The sequence below is a fragment of the Nocardia sp. NPDC051321 genome (assembly GCF_044455225.1).
GTDB lineage: Bacteria > Actinomycetota > Actinomycetes > Mycobacteriales > Mycobacteriaceae > Nocardia.
This window is the reverse complement of sequence record NZ_JBITEM010000009.1, coordinates 45,246-68,489: the sequence shown is the minus strand read 5'-3', so window position 1 is coordinate 68,489 and position 23,244 is coordinate 45,246. Positions and strand designations below refer to the sequence as shown.

21 protein-coding genes are annotated in these 23,244 nt (G+C 66.8%); 8 read left to right on the top strand and 13 right to left on the bottom strand.

From position 1 onward, the window contains the following. Positions 1-148 precede the first annotated feature (148 nt). Positions 149-505: an iron-sulfur cluster assembly accessory protein gene (locus ACIA8C_RS22210; protein WP_069165132.1), complete on the top strand. Its 357-nt coding sequence runs from the start codon at positions 149-151 to the stop codon at positions 503-505. 506 nt (positions 506-1,011) lie between these two features. Next, positions 1,012-1,980 (top strand): carbohydrate kinase family protein, encoded by a 969-nt coding sequence (locus ACIA8C_RS22205; protein WP_397137552.1) that lies wholly within the window; start codon positions 1,012-1,014, stop codon positions 1,978-1,980. Between the two features lie 82 nt (positions 1,981-2,062). On the opposite strand, the gene asnB is transcribed toward ACIA8C_RS22205, so the two are convergent. Then, complete coding sequence (gene asnB, locus ACIA8C_RS22200) at positions 2,063-4,039, bottom strand: asparagine synthase (glutamine-hydrolyzing) (protein WP_397137550.1); 1,977 nt, start codon at positions 4,037-4,039, stop codon at positions 2,063-2,065. Between the two features lie 531 nt (positions 4,040-4,570). On the opposite strand from asnB, the gene ACIA8C_RS22195 reads away from it, so the two are divergent. Then, the gene (locus ACIA8C_RS22195) at positions 4,571-5,596 is read left to right on the top strand and encodes a cytochrome c oxidase subunit II (RefSeq protein WP_397138159.1); all 1,026 of its coding nucleotides are present in this window, start codon (positions 4,571-4,573) and stop codon (positions 5,594-5,596) included. Between the two features lie 14 nt (positions 5,597-5,610). After that, the gene (locus tag ACIA8C_RS22190) at positions 5,611-6,027 is read left to right on the top strand and encodes a cytochrome c oxidase subunit 4 (RefSeq protein WP_378722150.1); all 417 of its coding nucleotides are present in this window, start codon (positions 5,611-5,613) and stop codon (positions 6,025-6,027) included. Positions 6,028-6,157: 130 nt separating this feature from the next. On the opposite strand, the gene ACIA8C_RS22185 is transcribed toward ACIA8C_RS22190, so the two are convergent. The 4 genes from ACIA8C_RS22185 to ACIA8C_RS22170 all read right to left on the bottom strand — a co-directional run bounded on the left by ACIA8C_RS22185 (position 6,158) and on the right by ACIA8C_RS22170 (position 11,941). Next, positions 6,158-6,886, bottom strand: a complete 729-nt coding sequence (locus ACIA8C_RS22185; RefSeq protein WP_397137548.1) for an SDR family NAD(P)-dependent oxidoreductase — start codon at positions 6,884-6,886, stop codon at positions 6,158-6,160. Positions 6,887-7,627: 741 nt separating this feature from the next. After that, entirely contained in the window at positions 7,628-8,311 is a 684-nt protein-coding gene (locus ACIA8C_RS22180; protein WP_397137546.1) for a hypothetical protein, read from the bottom strand. A gap of 744 nt (positions 8,312-9,055) precedes the next feature. Continuing rightward, a complete protein-coding gene (locus ACIA8C_RS22175) occupies positions 9,056-10,333 on the bottom strand; it encodes an FAD-binding oxidoreductase (protein ID WP_396989762.1) in 1,278 nt (425 codons plus the stop codon). Between the two features lie 51 nt (positions 10,334-10,384). Further along, positions 10,385-11,941, bottom strand: coding sequence for an alkaline phosphatase D family protein (locus ACIA8C_RS22170; protein WP_397137544.1), 1,557 nt, complete (start codon positions 11,939-11,941; stop codon positions 10,385-10,387). 290 nt (positions 11,942-12,231) lie between these two features. Between ACIA8C_RS22170 and ACIA8C_RS22165 the strand changes: the two genes are divergently transcribed. The 4 genes from ACIA8C_RS22165 (at position 12,232) to ACIA8C_RS22150 (ending at position 16,565) form a co-directional block, all read left to right on the top strand. After that, positions 12,232-13,182, top strand: a complete 951-nt coding sequence (locus ACIA8C_RS22165; protein WP_397137542.1) for an Lrp/AsnC family transcriptional regulator — start codon at positions 12,232-12,234, stop codon at positions 13,180-13,182. Positions 13,183-13,343: 161 nt separating this feature from the next. Next, positions 13,344-14,849, top strand: coding sequence for a flavin-containing monooxygenase (locus ACIA8C_RS22160; protein ID WP_397137540.1), 1,506 nt, complete (start codon positions 13,344-13,346; stop codon positions 14,847-14,849). A 172-nt stretch (positions 14,850-15,021) separates the two neighbouring features. Further along, entirely contained in the window at positions 15,022-15,930 is a 909-nt protein-coding gene (locus ACIA8C_RS22155; RefSeq protein ID WP_397137538.1) for a short-chain dehydrogenase/reductase, read from the top strand. Continuing rightward, on the top strand, positions 15,927-16,565 hold the full coding sequence (locus tag ACIA8C_RS22150; RefSeq protein ID WP_397137536.1) for a TetR/AcrR family transcriptional regulator: 639 nt from the start codon (positions 15,927-15,929) through the stop codon (positions 16,563-16,565). The genes ACIA8C_RS22155 and ACIA8C_RS22150 overlap by 4 nt, the downstream gene beginning before the upstream one ends. 134 nt (positions 16,566-16,699) lie before the next feature. Here the strand turns inward: ACIA8C_RS22150 and ACIA8C_RS22145 are convergent, their stop codons facing one another. From ACIA8C_RS22145 to ACIA8C_RS22110, 8 genes are all read right to left on the bottom strand, one after another. Further along, entirely contained in the window at positions 16,700-17,419 is a 720-nt protein-coding gene (locus tag ACIA8C_RS22145) for a lysophospholipid acyltransferase family protein (protein ID WP_397137534.1), read from the bottom strand. A gap of 72 nt (positions 17,420-17,491) precedes the next feature. Continuing rightward, positions 17,492-17,689, bottom strand: coding sequence for a hypothetical protein (locus ACIA8C_RS22140; protein ID WP_397137532.1), 198 nt, complete (start codon positions 17,687-17,689; stop codon positions 17,492-17,494). Positions 17,690-17,847: 158 nt separating this feature from the next. Beyond that, positions 17,848-18,855: an ROK family glucokinase gene (locus ACIA8C_RS22135; RefSeq protein WP_397137530.1), complete on the bottom strand. Its 1,008-nt coding sequence runs from the start codon at positions 18,853-18,855 to the stop codon at positions 17,848-17,850. Continuing rightward, positions 18,852-19,661 (bottom strand): hypothetical protein, encoded by an 810-nt coding sequence (locus ACIA8C_RS22130; protein ID WP_397137528.1) that lies wholly within the window; start codon positions 19,659-19,661, stop codon positions 18,852-18,854. Before ACIA8C_RS22130 ends, ACIA8C_RS22135 begins: the two co-directional genes overlap by 4 nt. Further along, positions 19,651-20,913 (bottom strand): ArsA family ATPase, encoded by a 1,263-nt coding sequence (locus ACIA8C_RS22125; RefSeq protein ID WP_397138157.1) that lies wholly within the window; start codon positions 20,911-20,913, stop codon positions 19,651-19,653. The genes ACIA8C_RS22130 and ACIA8C_RS22125 overlap by 11 nt, the downstream gene beginning before the upstream one ends. Positions 20,914-20,936: 23 nt before the next feature. Next, entirely contained in the window at positions 20,937-21,374 is a 438-nt protein-coding gene (locus tag ACIA8C_RS22120; protein ID WP_396972128.1) for an SRPBCC family protein, read from the bottom strand. 72 nt (positions 21,375-21,446) lie between these two features. Then, positions 21,447-21,830 carry a polyketide cyclase / dehydrase and lipid transport gene (locus ACIA8C_RS22115; protein WP_397137526.1) on the bottom strand — a complete coding sequence of 128 codons (384 nt, stop codon included), beginning with the start codon at positions 21,828-21,830 and terminating at the stop codon, positions 21,447-21,449. A 121-nt stretch (positions 21,831-21,951) separates the two neighbouring features. Then, positions 21,952-23,079, bottom strand: a complete 1,128-nt coding sequence (locus tag ACIA8C_RS22110) for a glycosyltransferase family 4 protein (protein ID WP_397137524.1) — start codon at positions 23,077-23,079, stop codon at positions 21,952-21,954. Between the last annotated feature and the right edge of the window lie 165 nt (positions 23,080-23,244).

Below are 23,244 nucleotides of genomic sequence, written 5' to 3'. Positions count from 1 at the left end.
TTCGCGCAGGTGTGCCGGGTCACGTAGGTTGCGTGTTCCCGCGGGCGCGGTGGTGGCAAGATGGGGAATAGCAGCCCGCCGAGTGGTGTTGACCGACATGACCCGTGCGCTGTTCACGGGTCGACGACAGGTTCCTCGAGGAGAGTTCATGACTGTGCAGAACGAGACCGCCACCGAAACTCACGGTGCCGTGCTGACCGATGCTGCCGCCAGCAAGGCGAAAGCGCTGCTGGACCAGGAAGGTCGCGACGACCTGGCGCTGCGGATCGCCGTGCAGCCGGGTGGATGCGCCGGCCTGCGGTATCAGCTGTTCTTCGACGATCGCTCGCTCGACGGCGACATCGTCGTCGAATTCAGCGGCGTCAAGCTGGCCGTCGACCGGATGAGCGCTCCGTACATCCAGGGCGCTTCCATCGACTTCGTCGACACCATCGAGAAGCAGGGCTTCACCATCGACAACCCGAACGCCACCGGCTCCTGCGCCTGCGGCGATTCGTTCAACTGACCGAACCCGTCCGACTCGTCGTAAGCGGGTTCTCCGCGTAACAGCCCACCCCACGTGAGAAGTGTTCACGTGGGGTTGCGCATTTTCCGGCACCGCACAAAACCCGTGCAGCGTCACCCTGACCTCGAGCCCCGCCCCCTCACCTCCCCTTGAACGAGTCAACGCCAAAACCGGCCACGCTCCGGCGCCGAACGGGACATGACGGCGGCGCCACTCGCACTTTTCCGCCACCATGTCCCGTTCGAGGGCCTGATGGTCTGGTTGCTGGTGGAGGTGTCCCTGGACGGTCGGGTCGGCGCGGAAGCGTCGGATTTCGTAAGAATTCGGGTGGCTTGCCGGCTCGGCCGGGACGACACTTCGGCCCAACGATCGCGCGCCGCCGGGCATCTCGCCGACCGTGTCCCCCAATCGAGGGGGCTGAGCCTTCGTTCAACATTGGTACGGTAATGCTGGGACTTCGTTCCCGGTCTGCACCGCCTGCCGCCTACCGTTGAAGGGCCAGCCTCGTGTCCATCGCCGTTTCCGCGTCCATTGCCACCGACCACCTCATGCGTTTTTCCGGACGGTTCCGTGACGCACTGCTGGCTGATCAACTCGACCACGTATCGCTCAGTTTCCTCGTCGACGACCTGCAGATCCGCCGTGGCGGCGTCGCAGGCAACATCGCCTACGCCATGGGTCTTTTGAACCGCACGCCTCTGCTCGTCGGTGCCGTCGGCGCCGACTTCGCGGAATACCGTCACTGGCTGGAATCGCACGGCGTGGACTGCTCCGGCGTGCTGATCTCCGAGCGCGCGCACACCGCGCGTTTCGTCTGCACCACCGACGACGACATGGCGCAGATCGCGTCGTTCTACCCGGGCGCGATGAGCGAGGCCCGCGACATCTCCATCGGCGAACTCGCCAAGGCGCACGCGCTCGACCTCGTGCTGGTCGGCGCCAACGACCCCGACGCGATGCTGGTGCACACCGCCCAGTGCCGCGAGCTCGGCATCCCGTTCGCCGCCGACCCGTCCCAGCAGCTGGCCCGCCTCGACGGCGACCAGGCCGTGCAGCTGATCGACGGCGCCGCATACCTTTTCACCAACAAGTACGAGTGGGCGCTGCTGCTGCAGAAGACCGGTCTCAGCGAGGCCGAGATCGCGCAGCGCGTCGGCATCCGGGTGACCACGCTCGGCGCCGACGGTGTGCACATCGTCGACCGGGACGGCACCGAGCTGACCGTTGGTGTCGTTCCCGAGACCACCAAGGTCGAGCCCACCGGCGTCGGCGACGCGTTCCGCGCCGGTTTCCTCACCGGCCACACCGCGGGCCTCAGCCTGGAGCGCTCGGCCCAGCTCGGTTCCCTCATCGCGGTGCTGGTCCTGGAAACTATGGGCACCCAGGAGTGGACCCTCAACAAGGAAACCGCGCTCGAGCGCCTGGCCGGTGCCTACGGTGCCGAGGCGGCCGCCGAAATCAAGCCGCTGCTCTGAGCCCGACCGCGCACGTCTTGTGCAGCGCCACCAGACGAAAAGTGCCCCTCAGCCTTTCGGTGAGGGGCACTTCGGCAACGGCCTACAGCGAGACCGGGTAGGCCGGCTCCTGGATCTCCGGCTTGATGCGGTCCTCGACGAAGATGCCGTGCCACACCATGAAGACCAGCAGCGTCCACAGGCGGCGGCTGTGGTCGATGGTGCCGGTCCGGTGGGCGACGAGCATGTCGCTGATCGCGGCCTTGTTCAGCAGGTGATCGGTTTGTGATTCGAGGATCTGCTGGTGGGCCCAGTCGTAGAGTTCGGTGCCGCGCAACCAGTGCCGCAGCGGGACCGGGAAGCCGAGCTTGGCGCGGTGCAGCACATGCGCGGGCACGATGCCCTCGAGTGCCTGGCGCAGTGCGTATTTCGTGGTTTCCTTGGTGATCTTCTGCTCGAAGGGCAGCCCCTCGGCGACCTTCAGCACCTCGGTATCCAGGAACGGCACCCGCAATTCGAGGGAGTTGGCCATGGTCATCTTGTCGGCCTTGACCAGGATGTCGCCGCGCAGCCAGGTGAACAGGTCCAGATGCTGCATGCGAGCCACCGGGTCCCAGCCGCGTGACTGCGCGTAGATCGGCGCGGTCACGTCCTGATGGGTCCATTCGGGCCGGAATTCCCGGAGCACGGAACGCAATTGGGCGTCGCTGAAGCTGCGCGCGTTGCCGTAGTAGCGCTCCTCCAGGCTGAGCGAGCCGCGGTGCAGCAGGCTCTTGCCCCTGGTGCCGTCCGGAATGCGGTCGGAGAGCTTGCCTGCCAGCTTGCGCAGCCCGCCGGGCAGGTACTCGAAGGGCTTGAGCGACAACGGCTCCCGGTAGATCGTGTAGCCACCGAACAGCTCGTCGGCGCCCTCGCCGGACAGCACAACCTTGACGTGCTTGCGCGCCTCCTTCGCCACGAAGTACAGCGGCACCAGCGCCGGGTCGGCCACGGGATCGTCGAGGTACCAGACGATTTCGGGGATCGCGGCGGCGAACTCGGCGGGCGAGACGGTCTTGATGACGTGCTTGGCGCCGATCGCCGCGGCGGTCTCGGCGGCGACGTCGGCCTCCGAGTAGCCCTCGCGTTCGAAGCAACTGGTGAAGGTGATCAGCTTCGGGTTGTGCCGCATGGCCAGCGCGGCGACCGCGGTGGAGTCGATGCCGCCGGACAGGAACGAGCCGACGGTGACGTCCGCGCGCATGTGCTTGGCGACCGAATCCTCCATCGCCTCGGCGATCTCGCGGTAGCGAGCGGCCGTCGAACCCGGCGCGAACGGGCGAACCGTGAACTGCGGATGGAAGTATCGGGTGATCTTGGGCGCCTGGCCGAGGCCGACCGTCGCGTAGCTCCCGGATTCCAGCCGCCGGATGTCCTTGTGCAGCGTCTCCGCCTCCGGCACGTACTGCAGCACCGTGTAGTGCTCCAGCGCGCGCGGATCCAGCTCGTCGCCGAGCCCGAGCGCGGGCAGCAGCTCGAGCAGGCTCTTCTTCTCGCTGCCGAACGCGGTCCCGCCCGCGCCGGTGGCCAGGAACAACGGCTTGATGCCGAACGGGTCCCGCGCCAGGAACAGTTCCTTGGTCTCGGTGTCCCAGATCGCGAACGCGAACATGCCGCGCAGCCTGCGCACCGCCTCGGGGCCCCAGTAGTGGAACGCCGCGACCACGGCCTCGCCGTCGCCCTCGGTCCGGAAGATCGAGTCGTCACCGAACTCGGCGGCGTGCGCGTCGGCCAGCTCTTTGCGCAGCTCGATGTAGTTGTAGACCTCGCCGTTGAAGGTCAGCGCGTAGCGCTCCCGGTTCTCCGGCGGGCCCCAGCGCAGCGGCTGGTGCGAGTGTTCGATGTCGATGATCGACAGGCGGTTGAAGCCGAAGATCATGTGGACCGGAGCGGAGCCTGCGGAGCGACCATCGCCACCGTCGTGCCACGTCCCTCTTTCGTCGGGGCCGCGGTGGCGGACGCAGTGCAGCGCGTCGTACACCTGCTCCACCACGCCAGGCGCTGCCTCGTCAGATGTCAGAAACCCGAGCAGTCCACACACGGCGTCGGCAACCTCGTTTCTCCGGTCGGGACACGGCCGGAAACCGGCGCGTCCGAAAGTCTTGCGGGGGCGGTGCGCAGCGTCTGCCGCGAGGGGTTGATCCGGTACCTGCCGGGGCCTGATCTCGCGGTGAGCACAGCGGCCGAAATGTTGTGTCCGAGTATGCCGCACACGCGCGCCGCCCGCGTACTGCGCACCCTGTCCAGGGCTTTTGCGCGGAGATGCGCGGGCGGGCGCGATGCGCGGAGTGTCGAATGCGACCCGACGACAATCAAGGCGCCCGTTTGGTCTACGCTGCGTAGTACTCAGGCCATTCTCAGGCGGCGTACGCGCTCGACCGGGGACCGGCCTGATCATGTGCTTAGAACGTATCGTCAGGGCGGTCGCAGCCCAGGCGGTGCAAATGTCGGAATGTGTGGCGACCAGGAAGGCGTGAGCGTGGCGCACAAGGCGAGCGAAGAGATCGGGGTACGACCCGCGCAGGGTTCACCCACCCCACCGGCTTCGCCGGCTAACCGTCCCCACGGACGGATCCTTCGGCGGGCCGGGCTGGCGGTGTCCCTCGGGATCACCGCGGTGCTTGTCTCGGGCTGCTCGATCGATAGTGTCTGGCTGCGGTTCGGCTGGCCCTCGGGCGTCACGCCGCAGGCCACCCGGATGCGGGAGCTGTGGACCTGGTCGGTCGTAGCCGCTCTGTTGATGGGTGTGCTGGTGTGGGGTCTGACCTTCTGGACCGTCGCGTTCCACCGCAAGAAGGCGGACTCCCCGGAGTTCCCCCGGCAGACCGGCTACAACGTGCCGCTGGAGCTGACCTACACGGCGGTGCCGTTCGTCATCATCGCGGTGCTGTTCTACTTCACCGTCGTCGTGCAGAACTACGTGCACGAGAAGGTCGACAACCCCGACGTCACGGTCGATGTCACCGCCTTCCAGTGGAACTGGAAGTTCGGCTACCGCAACGTGGACTTCAAGGACGGCTACTCGTTCAAGGGCATCGACTCCACGCGTGAGGCGTCGAACCAGGAGCAGCTCGAGGAGTACAAGGAAAAGACCAAGGACGGTCACCCGCAGCCGGGCCCCGTGCACGGCAAGCCGGCCAACGACATCCTGTCCTACCTGCATTACGACACCGTCGAGACCTACGGTTCCAGCACCGAGGTGCCGGTCCTGGTGCTGCCGACCAACAAGGTGATCGAGTTCCAGCTCGCCGCCGCCGACGTGGTGCACGCCTTCTGGGTGCCGGAGTTCCTGTTCAAGCGCGACGTGATGCCGAACCCGAAGGAAAACCACTCGGACAACGTCTTCCAGATCACCAAGATCGAGAAGGAAGGCGCGTTCGTCGGTCGTTGCGCGGAAATGTGCGGCACCTTCCACTCGATGATGAACTTCGAGGTGCGCGCGGTTTCGCCGGACAAGTTCACGAAGTACCTGGACGCGCGCAAGGCGGGCAAGACCAACGCCGAAGCGCTGCAGTCCATCGGTGAATCGCCGGTCGCCACATCGACCAGGCCGTTCAACACCGATCGCACGACCAAGACCGCGGCCGAGGCAAAGTAAGGGACTGATCTGATATGAAGATCGAAGCGCGGATATTCGAACTGCTGACGGTGTTCTTCATCATCGTCGCGATTGTCTACGGCTACTTCACCGGCGTCTCCCGCACCGGCGTGGAATGGGCCGGTACCACCGCGACCGTCCTCACCGCAGGCCTGTCGCTGATCATCGGCACCTACTTCCGCTTCGTCGCGCGTCGCCTCGACCTGCGACCGGAAGACTACGAAGACGCCGAAATCGTAGACGGCGCAGGCGACCTGGGCTTCTTCTCCCCAGGCAGCTTCTGGCCCATCACCCTCGCAGGCGCCGGCGCCATCACCGCCCTCGGCCTGGCCTTCTTCCAGTTCTGGCTGATCGGCCTCGGCGTAGTCTGCATCCTCATCGCCGCCGCAGGCCTCGTCTTCGAGTACTACCTCGGCCCCGAAAAGCACTAAACCCCACCCCAAAAGCCCCCTCCGCGTCCCCCGGAGGGGGCTTTCGGTGTCTTGACGTAGGTTGCGTGTTCTTGACGTAGGTTGCAGCGTGCGTCAGGTGTGTACAACGTGCGTCAAGTGCGGGGGGTGGCTAGATGCCGAAGGCGTGCATGAGGCGGGCGGTGGAGCGGGGGGCTACGCCGGCTAGGGCGTAGAGGGTGCGGGTGAAGCGGGGTTCGGTGCGGGGGGAGTTGGCGTGGATGGCGGATTCGATGCGGTGGGCGGTTTGGGTGGCTTCTTCGGGGCGCTGGGGGGCGTCGGTGTCCTTGCCGAAGGCGGGGTAGTGGATGGTGGTTACCTGGATGCCGTGGGGGGAGAGTTCGGCGTCGGCGCATTGGCCGAAGGTGGTCCAGGCGGCCTGGGCGCTGGCGTAGGAGGCGAAATTCGGTGCGGCGCCGGTGTGTACGTTCCAGGGGCCGACATTGATCACGTGGCCCGAGCCGGAGCGGAGCATCGCGGGGAGCAGGCCGAGGGTGAGGCGCAGCGGACCGAAATAGTTGGTGGCCATCATTTGCTGGTAGTCGCGGAAACGGTGCAGCGACTGGGTCACCGGTCTGCGCATCGGCCGCCCTGCCGTGTTGATCAGCACGTCGACCGTGCCGAATTCGCCGAGCACCCACGTGACGAGCTGATCGACGTCGCCGAGCGCGGAGACGTCGCAGCGATTCCAGTCCGCCACACCGCCGTCCGAGCGGATCTCCTCGCAGGCACCGATGAGCTCATCGCTGCCGCGCGCGACCAACAACAGTTGAGCGCCCTGGGCGGCAAGCACATTCGCGGTGGCCCGGCCGATGCCGGAGCAGGCATCGGTGATCAGCACGCGCTGTCCGATGAGGGATCGCTCCGGCGGACGGTGACGTCTACGATCAGCGAATCCCACCGGGACAGCACGAAATTCGGGCATCGGCACAGCAACCTTCACAAGCGGACGGGCTGAACACACGCGCGGCACCACACTGACAGCGCCGAACCCACATGTCGCCGCTACCTTCTGGCGACCATGTATGGCCGGTCACAGTATAGGGTTTGCTATCCGGTTGATAAAGCCGTTCGCCAAACGCCCCGGCTCACCTCCGCCGCACCACCGCGCATCCTGTCGGCCATGTCTCGCTCGGGCTTCCGCTACCCAACATGGGTCGCCGAGCGGGACAGCATGCGCCGCGTCCTGCGATTTGCCGTAGCAATGCCCCGTTCGGTGTTGGCTGTGAGGTGCCGTCACCGTGCCGGGCCCCGGCTTACGACTCGGTGAGATGGTGTCTTGTTCGGCGCTCGGGCCGGTGGCGGCTCGCGGGTCTGAACCGCTGCCGCCAGCGTGAGCGCCACGTCTGCGCCGGGCGGTGCGGGCTGGTTCCGCGTATCGCGCGAATTGCCCTGGCCGCTCGATGTCTGCCGTCGAGCGGGACATCACCGCATCTCGCGATTCGGCGCGGTGACGTCCCGCTCCGCTACCGTCTCGGTCGCGCGCGGGCCGGGTTGATTCGAGGAGTCCGGAATACCGGGGCTCGGCGGCTTAGCGGCGACTGGGGGCGGGTGCGCCAAGAACGGGCGGATCGGGCAGGACTCAATCCTTGTCGTCGTCCGTGGCGGATTTCTTATTGTCCCCGCACAACTGCCCCTCGACCGGATCCAGTGTCACCCCGGCCTCGCACAGAACGCTGAACATCTTCTTGCCGTTCTTGTAGTTGAGCTCGTCGAGCTTGGCTTCTTCCTCCAAGCCGGGCTTCAGTTTCCCCGCCTGTTCATTGTATGTCTTTCGTGCCGCACTGTAGTTGCTACGTGCCTCTGCGTTGTCGCAGATCAATCGGCGGAAGGCGTTGGTCCAGCCAGAGCCGGATTCCTTGTCGAAGGCTTTCTTGACGTCGTCGCCGTACAGCGGAGGCATCGAAGACGATTCGCTTTTCCCTTTGATTCCCACTGCCTGGAGGCTGATTACCCCCCGCGCCCGTAATTCGGCTTCTTTACCGTCGACCAACGGATTGTTGTTGTCGTAGGCATCCGTATAGGCCTCGACCTGGGCGTGTGTCAATTTGAAGTTGTCGCAGAAGTGGTCGCCGACGGTTTTCGCGTACGCCTTGGCCAAAGCTTTCATCTCTTCGGGCGGTATTTCGTCCGCAGCGTGCGCCACAGTACCTGACGCTGCCGCTGCGGTCAGGAGCAGGGCGACCGCTGCCGAGCGTGTGCGATGCGAAAGTTTCAAGTTTCCTCCACGGATGATCAGGATTCGTGCCGGAACAAACGAGATCATGCCCGCGGGAATCGTGCGTCCGCGGGAACTGCATGCCGACTGCTGAAAAATGTCAGGTAGTCTGGAGCGTCCGATCGGGATGTGATAATTCGCTTCGAAATCGAGTGAATATTCCCGCTGTTGCTTCGGTGTGCTGTTGACAGATCTGTGCAATCAGCCGAGTGAGTACGTGGTTCGAGTCACCGAGAGGTTAGCGCATCGGCGGATGGCGGACAAAACGTCTGCCGGCGTTCGCGGCCAGTATCGGCGCGTCGGGTAGGTGGGGGTTTCAGCAGGTGAGGCGCGTGCCGGTGCCCAGGGAAGATCGCTTCCATCCAAGGTGTCGACGGCAACGAATGTCTTATCCGGCAATACGCGACTGCGGTCGAAATGCATTAATTCCACTACCGGACGGAAGCGTGCTTAATGGTGCGATGCACCGCTGAATCACGCTGGCTGCGGCGCACTCATTCGCGTCGCGTACCGTACACACTTCGATGTGTGCCCGAGTCAGCCTGGTGAGCGCTGAGCGCGGCTGGATCCTCTGCGGCAGTAGCCGCGGTACGCGCACCAGCGCACCAGCGCGCCCCGCGGCACGCGGTCGCGCGTTCTCGCCGTGACACGGCGGCTGCGGCAGTCGTGGATCGTGGTTGCGCCAGTCGCTGGCTGCGGCGCGGCAGCCACCCTTGCCCCCGCGATCGGTTGAACGCGGCGATCGATTGAACGCGCGGCACCGGTCGTGATCGAGTGCCTGCGCGACGACGCTTACTCCTCCGACTCGTACCGCAGCGCGTTCTCCGAGCGGCAGATCTCGTCGATCCCGGAAACGATGTCGCGCAACAGTTCTGAGGGGAGGGCGGCGGGGCGGAGGCGGCTGGTGAAGGTGATCAGGCCGTGGTCTTCGGGGGAGAGGCCGCGGGCGGCGGACTCGGAGCGCAGGTAGCGGGAGCGGACGCCGTAGGTCATCGCGGAGATGACGGTGAAGCAGCCGGTGCGCTCGCGATGCCCGGCGAACAGGTCGTGCAGGCGGTAGAACACCGACGTGTAGCTCGACAGCGGCGCGAAAATGCCGACCCGGTAGGCGGGTCCGCGCTCGGACGAGCTGAGCGCGGTGTCGGCGAGGTACTCGGCGTCGCGCAGGGTTTGCACCTTCGGCGCGAACAGCACCGCGCCTGCCGCGGCGTTGCGCAGCGGCATGCCCGCGGGGCCGCTGGCGGCGGAGGCGATGACGCCGAGCGACTTCCGCGCACGGGAGCCCACCTCACGCCGGGCCCGCACCGAGCGGGTCGGCACGGTGGGATGCAGCGTTGACCACTGCCCGAACCGCACCGTGCCGAGCTGCACATGCCCGACGCCGCCCGGCCGCGCGACCTTCAGCGGCGCGGTGTCGACCCAGCGACCCACCTGCAGTGCCGCGTTGCCCGGCCGCATGATCTCGGCGTAGGCGTGTTCGACGAAGGAGTCGAAGTCGAGGAACCGGTCAGCGTTGGTGGTGAGCCAGGTGCGGTCCTTGTCGATGTCCATCACGTCGAGGGTGAGCGCGGTGATGATGCCCGCGCGCCCGCCCGCGCCGAGGATGCGGTGGAAACGCTCGGCGTGGTGGGTGCGCCCGCAGGTGCCGATGCGTCCGTCGTTGTCGACATATTCCAGATCGACGATCTGATCGATGAACATGCCGTACTTGTGTGAGGCCGCGCTCACGCCGCCCACGGACGCGAATCCGCCCGCGGTGATGTCGCGATGGTCGCCGACGATCGGCAGCCCGAGCCCATGCGCGCCGAGCCGCCGATCGATGTCGGACAGTTTGGCGCCGGCCTGCACCCGCACCGTCCGCCGCCCCAGGTTGATGTCGAGCACCTGATTCATCCGGCGCAGCGACACCACGGTCGGCTGGGCGGGCAGCGTGAGTCCGTCGTCGAGTTGCTCGCCACCGCGCACGGTGAGCGGTTCCGCGCGGCCGCGTGAATCCCGAACCGTGCGAACGACATCCGCCGTATCGCGGGGTAGGTATTCCTCGGCGGAGACAAACTGCGGCGTGCTCATGGCACGAAAGCTACTACAGCGCGGCCCGCGACGCCTCCCCGATCTCGTGTGCTACCGGACGGTCGGTTCCAGTCGCTGGCTGAACAGCACGGATCCGCTCGCATCGCACAGATTGACTGTCAGTTCCCTTGACTTGCCGTCGATCTGTACCTCGCCGAAATGTTGGAAGGCGTCCAGCGGCGAACTGTTCTGCACCGTCGGCGCGTGCACGAACACCGCCTCGGGTCCGAACGTCGCGTCCAGCGGGTTCGGTCCGAACGCACCGGCGTTGAGCGGCCCGGAGACGAACTCCCAGAACTCGTCGAAGTCGGTGAACGCAGCGCGCTCGGGGGCGTAGTGGTGCGCCGCGGTGTAGTGCACGTCGGCGGTCAGCCAGACCACGTCTGTCACCTTGTTTGCCTTGATCGCCGAGAGCACCTGGGCGATCTCGGTTTCCCGGCCGGACGGCGCGCCTGGGTCGCCGTTGGCCGGGCCTTCGAACGCGGTGGTGTTCGGCTGTTCACCGTCCTTGACAACCAAGCCGAGCGGCAGGTCGTTGGCGACGATCTTCCACGTCGCCGTCGAGTCGCGCAGGCCCTCGATCAACCACTTCGTCTGTGCCGGACCGAAGATGCGACCCTCGGGTCCGTTGTCGGCGTCGTTGGTGTCCTTGTAGGTGCGCATGTCCAGCACGAAGATGTCCAGCAGCGGGCCGTAGGAGATCTTGCGGTAGAGGCGGCCGTCCACCGCCTCCTTGGGCTCCACCGGCATCCACTCGTGGAACGCCTGCCAGGCGCGGGTGGCCAGGACGTCCATGCTGCGCTCGGTGTAGCCCTTGGACTCCGGAACCAGGCCGCCGGGGTACCAGTTGTTGACCGTCTCGTGGTCGTCCCACTGCACCACCTGGGCGACCGAGGTGTTGAAGCGGAGGTAGTTCTGGTCGGTCAGGTTGTAGGCGTACGCGCCGCGGTACTGCTGAAGGGTTTGCGCGGGAGCGCTTTTGGCCTCGGAGACGATGTTGCGCCAGATTCGCCCGTCGGGCAGCGTCACGGATTCCTTGACGGGGTTGTCCGCGTAGATGGAGTCGCCCGAATGCAGGAACAGGTGCGGGTCGCGGGCAGCCATGGTGGTGAAGATCTTCATGCCACCCAGGTCGGGGTTGATGCCGTAACCCTGGCCGACGACGTCGCCGGACCACTGCAGCCTGATGTCGGACGCGCCGGTCGGCACCGTGCGGAACACGCCGGTGATCGGTTCTGAGGTACCGCCGTCGTCGTTTTCGAGGGTGACCCGGTAGTGCACCTGCTCGCCCGCGGGCAGGCCGTTGACGCGCACCCGGCCGGTGCCGTCGGAACCCGGGGTAAGCAACGGTCCGATGAATCGCTTGACGTCGGTGAATGATTCGGTAGCCGCCGTCTCCACGATCAGCGTCGCGGGCCGGTCGGCGCGCGCCCAGATCAGCGCGCCGTCACTGCGCGGATCACCCACCGCGACACCGTGCGTCAGCACCGGCCGCTGCCGGACCAGGGCCGGTCCGTCCGACGAGCACGCGGCCAGCGCGGGGGCCGCCACCAGGCCGAGTGCGGAGGTGCGCAGCAGGGTGCGGCGGGAAAAGGTCGAACCAGTCATGGGATCACCCTGGACCAGCTATCTCAACGCAATGTGAACGGGTCCGGTCTGATTGGGTAACGGGGCTGCCTGCGCGTCCAAGCAACCGGCGCGCCCGTAGGTCGGCAGGCGGCCTCTGCGCACCGGAAAATGCTTCTAGCGGGCGGTAATTGGGCTGAAGCCCGCATTCCATTCCGGGCGGGGACAATCACGCGGGCTGTGCCGTCAACCTCTTCCGGTCAGCAAGCCACCGCCTGCACCGGCCTGGAAGAGGCGTGTGCTGGATACCGTCACGGATTTATCCTGAGCCAATGGATGCTGTCGATCGTGGACTGATTCATGCGCTGCATGTGGACGGACGGGCTGCGTTTCGTGACATTGCCGGGGTGTTAGGGGTTTCGGAGAACACGGTTGCGCGCCGGTATCGCAGGTTGCGGGGGGCGGGGGTGGTGCGGGTGGCCGGCATGGTGAATGGCGGTCGGCTGGGGTATGTGGCGTGGACGGTGCGGGTGCGGTGTGCGCCTGATGCCGCGATGTCGGTGGGCAAGGCGCTGGCGGATCGTCCGGACACGTCATTCGTGTATCTGCTGTCCGGTGGGACCGAGGTTTCGTGCACCGTGCAGGCGGCGAGCGGTCAGGAGCAGGACGCGTTGCTGCTTGGCAAATTGCCGCGTACCAGCCGGGTGGTCGCGGTTTCGGCGCATCTGGTGTTGCGCGGATTCGCGTTGCCGTCGGGGTGGGCGGGGGTGGCGGCGCTTTCGCCGGGGCAGGTGGCGGGTCTCGAACCGCCGACGGTCGAATCATCTACCGCGCCAGTCGAACTGGACGATGGGGAGCGGGCATTGCTGCATGCGCTCAATCGGGATGGCCGTGCCTCTTACGCGGAACTGTCGACGGTGACCGGGTGGTCGGAGTCGACGGTGCGGCGGCGGCTCGTGGCACTGCGCCGGATGGGTGTGTTGCAGTTCCACCTCGATATGCCGCCTGCCGCGATCGGGTTCCGCACCGAGGCCAGGCTGTGGATCAACGCGCAGCCCGCTCACGTCGTGGATGTCGCCGAAGCCTTGGCGCGCAGGTCCGAGGTTGCTTTCGCCGCCTTGACCACCGGGTCGACCAACCTGTTGGTGGCGGTCAACTGCCGTGACTCCACTGACCTGAGTTTGTTTCTTACCGAGCGCATCGCTGCGCTGCAAGGCGTCAACTCGATGGAGACCGCCCCCATCATCAGGACCATCAAGCGCGCGGGAGCGTTACTGCTCTGACGCTGCTGTCTTAGATCCTGACATGTTTCCTTGACTTACTCAGCCCCTAGGGGAATCATCTGATTCCAATGGAATCAAGTGATTTCTTTGAGGCGACGTTGCCTGTTCCGTCCCGGCGGGGCGGTCTGGTCGAACGGGCCACGGCCCTGCTAGGAGGGCAGATGGACCAGGAACGCAGTACGGGCGACGTGTTCGGGCGGCTGGAGGAAAAGCATGTGGCCGTCGCGGTGGTCGGCGCGGGCTTCGCCGGGATCGGGCTCGGGGTGCGATTGCGGGAGGCGGGTTTCGAGGATTTGGTGATCCTGGAGCGGGCAGGCGAGCTCGGCGGTACGTGGCGGGCGAATACGTATCCCGGATGTGCCTGCGATGTGCCGTCGATGTTGTATTCGTATTCGTTCGCACCGAATTCGGAGTGGTCGCGTCGGTATGGCACGCAGCCGGAAATCCTCGACTATCTGCGTAGTGTTGCGGCGAAATTCGATGTGCCACAGCATATTCGCTACAACACCGAGCTGCTGGCGGCGAGTTGGGATGATGCGCGCGGATATTGGCGGATCGACACCTCGCAAGGAGCGATGACGGCTGATGTGCTGGTCTCGGCGATCGGGCCGTTCAGTGAGGCGCGGATTCCGGAGCTGCCGGGGGCCGAGAACTTCACCGGCACTCAATTCCATTCGCTGCATTGGGATCACGAACACGACCTGACCGGCGAGCGGGTCGCCGTTATCGGGACCGGGGCGTCGGCGGTGCAGTTCATTCCCGAGATCCAGCCAATGGTGGGGCGGCTGACGGTGTTCCAGCGGTCCGCGCCGTGGATCGTGCCGCGACTGGACTGGGCCACCACGGACCTCGAGCGGACCATGCTGCGGCGGATGCCTTTGCTTGGCAAGGCCGTCCGTGGCGCGTATTTCGCGGGTATCGAGGGGTTCGGGCTGGTCGGCTTCGTGGACAAACGATTCCGGCACCCGTACGAGGTGTTGGGTCGGCTCCAGCTGCGCCGGCAGGTGCGGGATCGGCGGCTGCGCGAACGGCTGACCCCCGACTATATGATCGGCTGTAAGCGGGCGATCTTCTCCGACGCCTATTATCCGGCGCTCACCAAGCCGAATGTTGAGGTGGTCACCGCGCGGATCGTGTCGGTGGGACCGCGCTCCATCCGCACCGACGACGGCGTCGACCACGAGGTGGACACCATCATCTGGGGCACCGGTTTCGGCGTGCCGCCGCAGGTATTCGACCGAGTGCGCGGCCGCGACGGGCGGAGCATGGGTGAGCTGTATCGCGAACGCCCGCAAAGCTATCTGGGCACGGCGGTGGCCGGTTTTCCGAACTTCTTCACCACCCTCGGCCCCTTCGGCGCCGCCGGAAACCAGTCGGCGATCTACATGATCGAAGCGCAGGTCAACTACCTGGTGGACGCGCTGAAAACGATGCGGGACAACGGACTCCAGCGAATCGAAGTGCGCCCGGAAGCGCAACGGGCCTTCCTTCGGGAAATGGACGCTCGCAGCCGCGACACCGTCTGGGTGACCGGAAACTGCCGCAGCTACTACCAAACCGCCGACGGCACCGGCAATGCCGGCCTGTACCCGAACTGGAGCTTCGAATACGCCCGCCGCACAAGCAGATTCGATCAGGATGCTTATCAGACGAGTGCGGTGCGTTGATGATGCGACCTTGTGGACGATTGGCGGCGGCAAGACCCTCCGGGTCCGTGCGCGGTGACCATGCGTCGGCCGACCGCAGACATCGCCGCCGAGCGGATGGGCATACCGGGCCGACGCCGATGGTGGTGTCGAATGCGGACCGGAAGACCGACCTCGCAAAGGCGGCCGCGTGATGCTGGGTTTACGTTGGCCGACAGCTGGTTTCGATGTGCGCGGCCGGGTGGTGGCGATCACCGGGGCGGGGCAGGGGATCGGACTCGAGCTGGCTCGAAAGCTGGATCGGCGCGGCGCCTCGGTGGCGATGATCGACCTCGATGAGGCGAGAATCCACGTTGCCACACGCGAATTGGGGGAGCGGGCTCTCGCCGTACGGGCCGACGTCGCCGATCGCGAGGAGATGGTCGAAGCCATGGAGAAAGTCCGCGAACGGTTCGGGCGGATCGACATCGTTGTCGCGAATGCCGGAGTGACGCCCGCTCCGGCGACGATTCGCACGATGGACCCCGCCGATTTCGACCGCGTCCTCGCGATCAATCTGACCGGCGTGTTCAACACCGTGCGTCCGGCCCTCGACGACATCGTCGCTGCCCGTGGGCATGTCGTGGTGGTGTCCTCCTGCGCCGCCTTCGCCCCCGGCATGGGGGGCTCGCCGTACATGATCAGCAAGGCGGGCGTGGAACAACTCGGTCGCGCGCTGCGCGTCGAACTCGCCGCGGCGGGGGCCAGTGCGGGCGTGGCCTACTTCGGCATCGTGGATACCGCGATGACCCACCACACCCTGGACGAAGACGAGCTGGGCCGCGAGGTCGGCCAGCTGCTGCCCTGGCCGCTGAACCGGCGGATCACCGCCGCCGAGGCCGCCGCGACCATCGCCGACGGCATCGCGCGTCGCGCCCCGCGCACGATCGCACCGAGTGTCTGGGAGCCGTACGCGTTGCTGCGTGGCGCCGTCAACGTCGTGCTCGATCGATATCTCAGCCTCGACGGGCCGACGCACGAGCTGATCCGCCGACTCGAAAACCGCGCACTGCCGCACGCCGCCGAACCGCTCGACGCTGCCGTGACATCATCAGGACCGTGAGTTCAGCCGACAACACCTGGCGGGGCAGCACTATGGCCACCCGTTCCGCCGAGCGGCGGGACCAGTTGGTGCGCGCCGGTTTCGAATTGCTCGGCGCGGACGGCGCGTCGGCCACCACCATGCGCGCGGTCTGCCGCACGGCCGGGCTGAGCCTGCGCTACTTCTACGAGAGCTTCACCGACCGCGAGGCGCTGCTCGTCGAGGTCTACGACCAGGTCGCGCACGGCTTGTCGGCGGCGGTCACCACCCGGCTTGCCGCCGCCCCCGCCGACGAAACCGCCCGCATCCACGCCGCTTTCGATGCCGCGGCGGGTTACTTCGAAGACGACCCTCGGCGCAGTCGCATCATGTTCCGCGAAACCCTCGCCGACGACACCCTGCGCACCCACGGCGCCGCCGCCCTCCCCGACTTCGTCAGCCTCATCGCCGCCCAACTGTCCCCGGACCGGGCCGCCCAGCTCACCCCCGGCGATCTCACCATGCCGATCAGCGCCCTCTCCGGCGCTCTCGTCTCCCTTTTCCTCGACTGGCTCGCAGGCCGAATCCCCGCCACCCGCCCCGAAATCGTCACCTACGCCACCCACCTCACCACCGCCATCCTGACCACGCCAGCGGGACGAGCCTCATCGACGTGAGTCATATGGTGGCTAATTGATCTTCAACAGCGACCATTCGACTCACGTCGATTGCGCCCGGCGGCGCCTGCCTGGTGCCCGGATACAGAGCACGCCGCTGGCCAGGTGGCTAGCGGCGTGTTGGGTGGGACGGTTCAGCTGGCGGCGGTGTGCGGGATGCGGGTGGCTTCGCGGGCGCTCGGGACGTTCTTCTTCAGGCTGGCGGCGTAGACGTCTACGTATTCTTGGCCGCCGAGTTGCATGAGTTCGTACATGACCTCGTCGGTGACGGCGCGTTCGACGAAACGGTTGCCGCCCATGCCTTCGTAGCGGGAGAAGTCGATGGGGGTGCCGAACTTGACGGTGACCTTGCGGCGGCGCCAGCGGAAGGGGCCGGGCGGGCTCACTTCGTCGGTGCCGATGACGGCGACCGGGATAACGGGGACGCCGGTTTCCAGTGCGAGCCGGGCCAAACCGGTCTTGCCCTTGTACAGGCGGCCGTCGGGGGAGCGGGTGCCCTCGGGGTAGAGGCCGACCAGGCGGCCCTGGTCGAGCAGCTTGCGCGCGGCGTTGAGGGCGTCCTCGGCCGCGTCGGCGCCGGTGCGGTCGATCGGGAACTGACCGGAGGTGGTGAAGAACCACTTCTGGAACGCGCCCTTGATGCCCGGGGTGTTGAAGTATTCGGCCTTGGCCAGATAGTTGATTCGCCGCGGGCTCAGCAGCGGCGCGAACAGCCAGTCCGCGAAGGAGAGATGATTACCCGCCATGATCGCCGGACCATCCGCCGGAATGTTCTCCACACCTTCGACCGTTGGTCGATTGTAGAGATGCATGAACGGCCCCAGCAGCACGTACTTCAGCAGCCAGTAGAACATGACGTCCTTCCCCCGGGACCGGGATTGAGGCGGGCACCTGCGTCAGTTGCCGACTTTACCGCTGGAGCTAGATCACATCCAACCGCAGCGGCGAATCTCACCACACTCTGCCATGCGCAGGCGGAGGCGCCGTAATCGGCGACCGGAAGCAGATTCCTCGGCGACCGGAATGAGGTCATCGGCGACCGAAGCAAGCCTTCCTCTTTCGAATACCACTGCCGCAGGTGATGAAACGTCGATCACCACGGCGGCGCCGCCAAGCAATCGCACGCAGCCCACCTCCGGGTGCTCGTAGGGCGCAAGAATGCGGATCCGCTGCGGCAAGGCGCGAGGTAGCGCGTTCGAGCCCGCGCTGTGGCCGAGTTGGGCGCTGCCGCTTCATGATCAACGGCTGACGATGACCCGGTCAGGTCTCGTCGACGAGTGGGTCAGTGGCTGCGGGCTACCCGGGAGTTCTTGCGTTCGTTCTCGATCAGCGCGGCGCGGGCGAGGTCGGCGGCGCCGATCATGCCCGCGGCCTCGCCGAGTTGGGTGGTGCGGATGCGGGCGAGGGGTCGGTGTCCCGCGCCGGTGACCGAGCGGGCGTATTCCTCGCGGGCCTCGTCCAGGAATAGGGGAGCGGAGCTGCTGACGCCGCCGGCGATGACGACGAGGTCGGGATCGAAGATGTCGCTGACGAATGCCAGGCCGAGGCCGAGCCAGCGGGCGAAATCCGCCATCACGCGGACCGCGAGCGGATCGCCGTCTTGCGCGGCGTTGGCGACTCGGCGGCCGGTGAGCGAGCCAGGGTCGCGGTAGACGTCCTTGGCGAGGACCGAGCGGACCGGATCGGTGGCCAGCATTTCGATCGCGGTGTCGGCGAGTGCCGTTCCGCTGCAATACCTTTCCCAGCAGCCGTGTTTACCGCACGGGCAGGAGCGGCCCTGCGGGACCACCTGAAGATGCCCGAGTTCCGGTGCGACGCCGTGGGTTCCGCGATACAACTTGCCATCGATGAGCAGCGCGGCACCGATGCCGGTGCCGATCGCGACGAGTACCACGTTGTGACCGCCCGCGGCCGCGCCGAACCGATACTCGGCCCACATGGCGGCGTTGGCGTCGTGCTCGAGGATGACGGGCAGCTCGAGCCGTTCGGTGAGCCGCTGCGCGACGGGGGTGTCCTGCCAGGGCAGGTGCGGGGCGAAGCGGACGGTGGAGCGGTCGCCGGTGATGAAGCCGGCGACGGCCAAGCCCACCGCGCCGATCGGATGCCGTTGGCACAGCTCACGGACCGAGCGGGCGAGCGCGTCCTCGAGCGCCTTGGCCGAATGCGGCGTGGGCGCCTGGACGGTGTCGAGTACCTCGCCGCTGCTGTCGATCACGGAGGCGCGAATGTTGGTGCCGCCGACGTCGATTCCGACGGTCAGCGGTCGCGCACCTGCTATGCGGTGGGTCATCCCTTGATCGTCACGGGGATGCTGACATAGCGGGACCGTTTGGCCGTCCGCGATGTGTGTGGTCCGGCAGTGGATTCCGCACGGGGTGAATTGTCCTGTGGCACATCGTGATTGTGCTGTGGTCCGCCCGTCGCATCGGACTCCGGCATGACCGGATCGACCGGTACTCCGGCCAAGGCCTCGCGCAACACCGTCACGATGGCGGTGCCGTGATCGGCCACGGTCTGCAGCACCTCGTGGTGCTGCCCACGCATCAGCGCGGCGGCCGCGCAGACGGGACACCAACTGCAACTCGACCATTCGACCTGGCCGTCGGCGGCCTGGCGCAACACCGGCTCCACCCGCTCGAGCACGGATTCGGCGAGCAGCTTCAACTCCGCGACGAACTCGGCCATGCCGTCTTCCGGAACACCTTCGCTCGCAGCGCCTTTCGGCTGCCCGGTGCCCGCGGTATCGCCCATGTCCGGCCCGTCGGTACTCCGGTTGGCGTGCGCGTCAGCGCGTCGGCCCGAGTCCTCGGTACCGGCAGTCTGATCAGTGTGCGTGCGCTGGCTCGCGGTGTCCCGCTCGGGATTACCCGCCTGGTCACCGGCTCTGCTCCGCTTGAAGAAGCCACCGTCGCTCATGTCCGGCGCGTCGGTGGCGTCCGCGTCCGGTCCATCAGTGCTTCGGCCCGAACCCGCCATCTCCTGGCCCTCGGGAGCCTGATCCCGCCCTTTGCCCCCGCGCCCGAATATTCCGCCGCCGCTCACCTCGCGGCCTTCGGCGGCCCGCCGGAAGAATCCGGACGTTCGATCACCGCTCATCGCCGCTACCTTCGGGCCATAACTCCGGATCCGGCCGGAAACGCACCACGAGATGTCCTCCGTCGAGTTCGGCACCGTCGACCGTGCACCGCCGCAACACCGGCGCCAGACGAACCCGCCGCCGGACACCGTCCGCTCCCACGATCAAATCGTCCTCCACTCGGCCAAGTCGCAGCGTCGCCGCATCGACAACGGGCAGGGGCATCCGCAGTGTGTATATCGCGCGCAGGCCGGTGCCTGATTCACATCGAACCACCGGTTCGCCGGAACTCGCGTCAACCTCCACCGGACTGTCGCTCAGCATAGGTCCTGTGGCGCCGGTGTTCCTGTCCGAGTCCACCGCGTACGACAGGGCCGCGAGCGAGGTCAGGCCGATCGGCTCCGGTCCGGTGTGCTGGGCGATCAGCAGCGGGATACCCGGAATGGCACGTGCTAATTCGGCGATGGCGGCGAGCTGTTCGCCGCGTCGGTTCAGATACCAGTGCACCGCTGGGTGTTCGGTGTCGAGCGGGGAAGTCGGCGGCAGCACCTTGTTGACCACCACCGCGTCCAGCCGCAGCCCGAGCAGCGTGGCGGCGGAGCGGACCCGTTCGGATTCGGCGAGCGTGACCCGCTCGGCGACGGTGATCAGCCGCGCGCCGGTGCGCTGATGGTCGGCGAGCAGATCGCGGACCTCGGTGACCGCCTTGACGATTCGTTCGACGGTGGCGGCGAGGATGGCCTGGCGCAGGTCGGTGCCGACCGTGCTCATCGCCCTGGCGTGCGGCGGCCAGATGCGTTCGAGATAGCCGAGCAGGGTGTCCGGCGCGGTGATGATGCGCAGCATGTCGGCCGAGGGCGGGCAGTCGACGACGATCACGTCCCAGTCGTCCTCGTTGGCGAACTGGGTGATCTCGACGAGCATCAGCAGTTCCTGCACGCCGGGCAGGCCGGTCAGTTCGGCCGGGTCGAGCGCGGCGAGGTCGATGCCGTGCTCGTGACCGACGCCCGGCGCCAGCACGCGGACCACGTCGCGGAACCGATCCTCCAGCAGCGCAAGGGAATCCACCTCGATCACGTCGAGGCCCGGCAGCACGTTCGCGATGCCGGTGACGGTGCCGGGATCGTGCGGAAAGCGGAAGCCGAGCGCGTCACCGAGCGAATGCGCCTGGTCGAGCGAGGCCACCAGCACCCGGCTGCCCGCCCTGGCATAGGACATGGCGGTGGCGCACGCCAGCGTCGTCTTGCCTACCCCGCCTTTGCCGATGAACAGTTCGACCCGGGTCGTGTGCGTCGTCAGCCTTCGACCCGTTTCTTCAGTTCTTTCAGCGCGGTATCGGTGATCACCTTCTCGGCCTTGCGTTTGAACATGCCGATCATCGGGATGTTCAGGTCGACGGTCAGCGTGTAGACGACCTCGGTGTTGCCGTCGGGCTGATCGATGAGTTCGTAGGTGCCGTTCTGCGCCTTCTGCAGCTCACCGCTGACCAGCGTCCAGCTGACCGCCTTGTTGTCCGGCCGCCAGGTGTAGGACAGGACATAGCTGTCCTTCACCACGCCCGCGTCCAGCACGAACCGCGCGGTGCGCGCCCGGCCGTCCGGTCCCTTTTCCTGTACTTCGACCGACTTCGCCGCCGAGACCCACTCCGGGTAGGACTCCAGATCGGCGATGACGGACATCACCTGCTGCGACGTGGCCTCGATGATGATCGACCTCTGGGTCCTGTCGGCCATGGCGGACAGCGGTTCCTTTCAGCGTCGGTCTTGGGGACGGCAACCGGCGGAGCCGGCGGGTATGGGAGAGCGTCAGGAGGCGTGCGCAGGGGCGACACCCGCCGGGCGACCTGCCTCCAGCCGGGATTTCAGTTCGAAGGCCATGTTCCGGCCCGCCACGCGGCGCGCGCGGTTGGCGGCGGCCATCCGGTTCTGCGCCAGCGCGGGTTGCGGTTCGGCGTGCAGGAAGTAGTGCACGATCACTCCGTCCAGCGCGGGTTGCAGCCAGACTTCCATGGTGCCGTCCAGTGCGCCCGAAACGGTCCAGCGGATTCCTTTGTCGCCGCGATCTTCCCGGACGACCAGCGTCAGGTCCGGCCACCAGCGACGCCAGTTGTTCGGTGCCGATAGGACATCGGCGACGGCGATCCCTGGCGCGGCAACAAAAGTTTGGTCGGCGACCTGAATGGTACTCACGACTGCGCCTCGCTAACGCTCGGCTGCGTCGTGCCCACCGGCGCTGTGTCTATGGTTCGCTCGCTGCGCTCCCTCACGTACCAGAGCGTATCGGATCGAGGCGTGTACACCCCAGCAGTGATCACCGCAGTAGCTGGCGGAGCCGGGCACCGTGGGTGTCCCAGCGCCAGCGTTCCTCGACGAAGGCACGGCCCGCGGCACCCATCCGCGTGGCCGCTGCGGGGTCGGAGAGGATGTCTACCAGGGCATCGGTGATCTGCTGGACGGAGCGTCCGTCGACGACGCGCCCGGTTTCACCCTCGATGACCGTTTCCGGCGCACCACCGGAACGACCCGCGACGACCGGCACGCCCGAGGCAGAGGCTTCGAGGTAGACGATACCGAGCCCCTCCACGTCGAGGCCGGCGCCGCGGGTTCGGCACGGCATGGCGAAGACGTCGGCGAGGGTGTGGTGGGCGGCGAGCTCGCCGGAGGGAACGCGGCCGGTGAAGATGACGTCATCGGAGACACCGGCGGCGATCGCGAGTTGCCGCAGTTTCTCCTCGTAGGGTCCACCGCCCGCGATCACCAGCACGGCCCCGGGGACCCGGTCGCGGATCTCGCGCATGGCGACGATCAGCGCGTCCTGGCCCTTGCGGGGGACCAGGCGGGACAGGCAGAGGATGGTCGGGCGGTCGTCGAGTCCGTAGCGTTCGCGCAGCTCCGCGCGAGCGGTCGGGTCGGGGCGGAACGCGTCGGTGTCCACGCCCGGCGGCAGGTACTCCAGTGCTGCGTTACGGCCGAACGCCGACGCGAAACGTCCGCGCGTGTACTTGCTGACGTAGGTGATCACGTCGGCGTGCTCACCGATCTGACGCAACGACTGCCTGGCGCCGGGCAGCATGGACCAGCCGACCTCGTGCCCGTGCGTGCTGGCCAGGATGCGTTCGGCACCCGCGCGGCGCAGCATCGGCGACATGAGGGCGAGGGGTGCGGCCGCGCCGAACCACACCGTGTCGCACTTCTCGCTGCGCAACAGCCGCGCGGCCCGGCGCATCACCAGCGGGGTCGGCAGCATCAGCGTGGTGGGGTGGCGGACCACCTGAAACTTCTGTTTGGCATCGAATTTCAGGTGGCTGTCGCCACGCCAGCGCGGGGCGTACACGACGAGATCGTCCGGCGGGAGCTGACCGGCCAAGGCATGCAGATAGGACTGAATACCACCCGGCCGCGGCGGGAAATCATTGGTCACCAGCAGAGTTCGGGCCATGGTGACAACCTACTGTGTTGGATTCCGCGCTAGTCCGCGCGGCGTGTTCCTGCCCCTCGGGCCTTGCCGCCGCGCGACTGCGGCGATTCGCTCGCTGACGAGCCTTTGCCAGGTCCGCGAGCTCAGATCGTTTGGCCGCAGCAGCCAGTCGGCGACCGGGTGGTG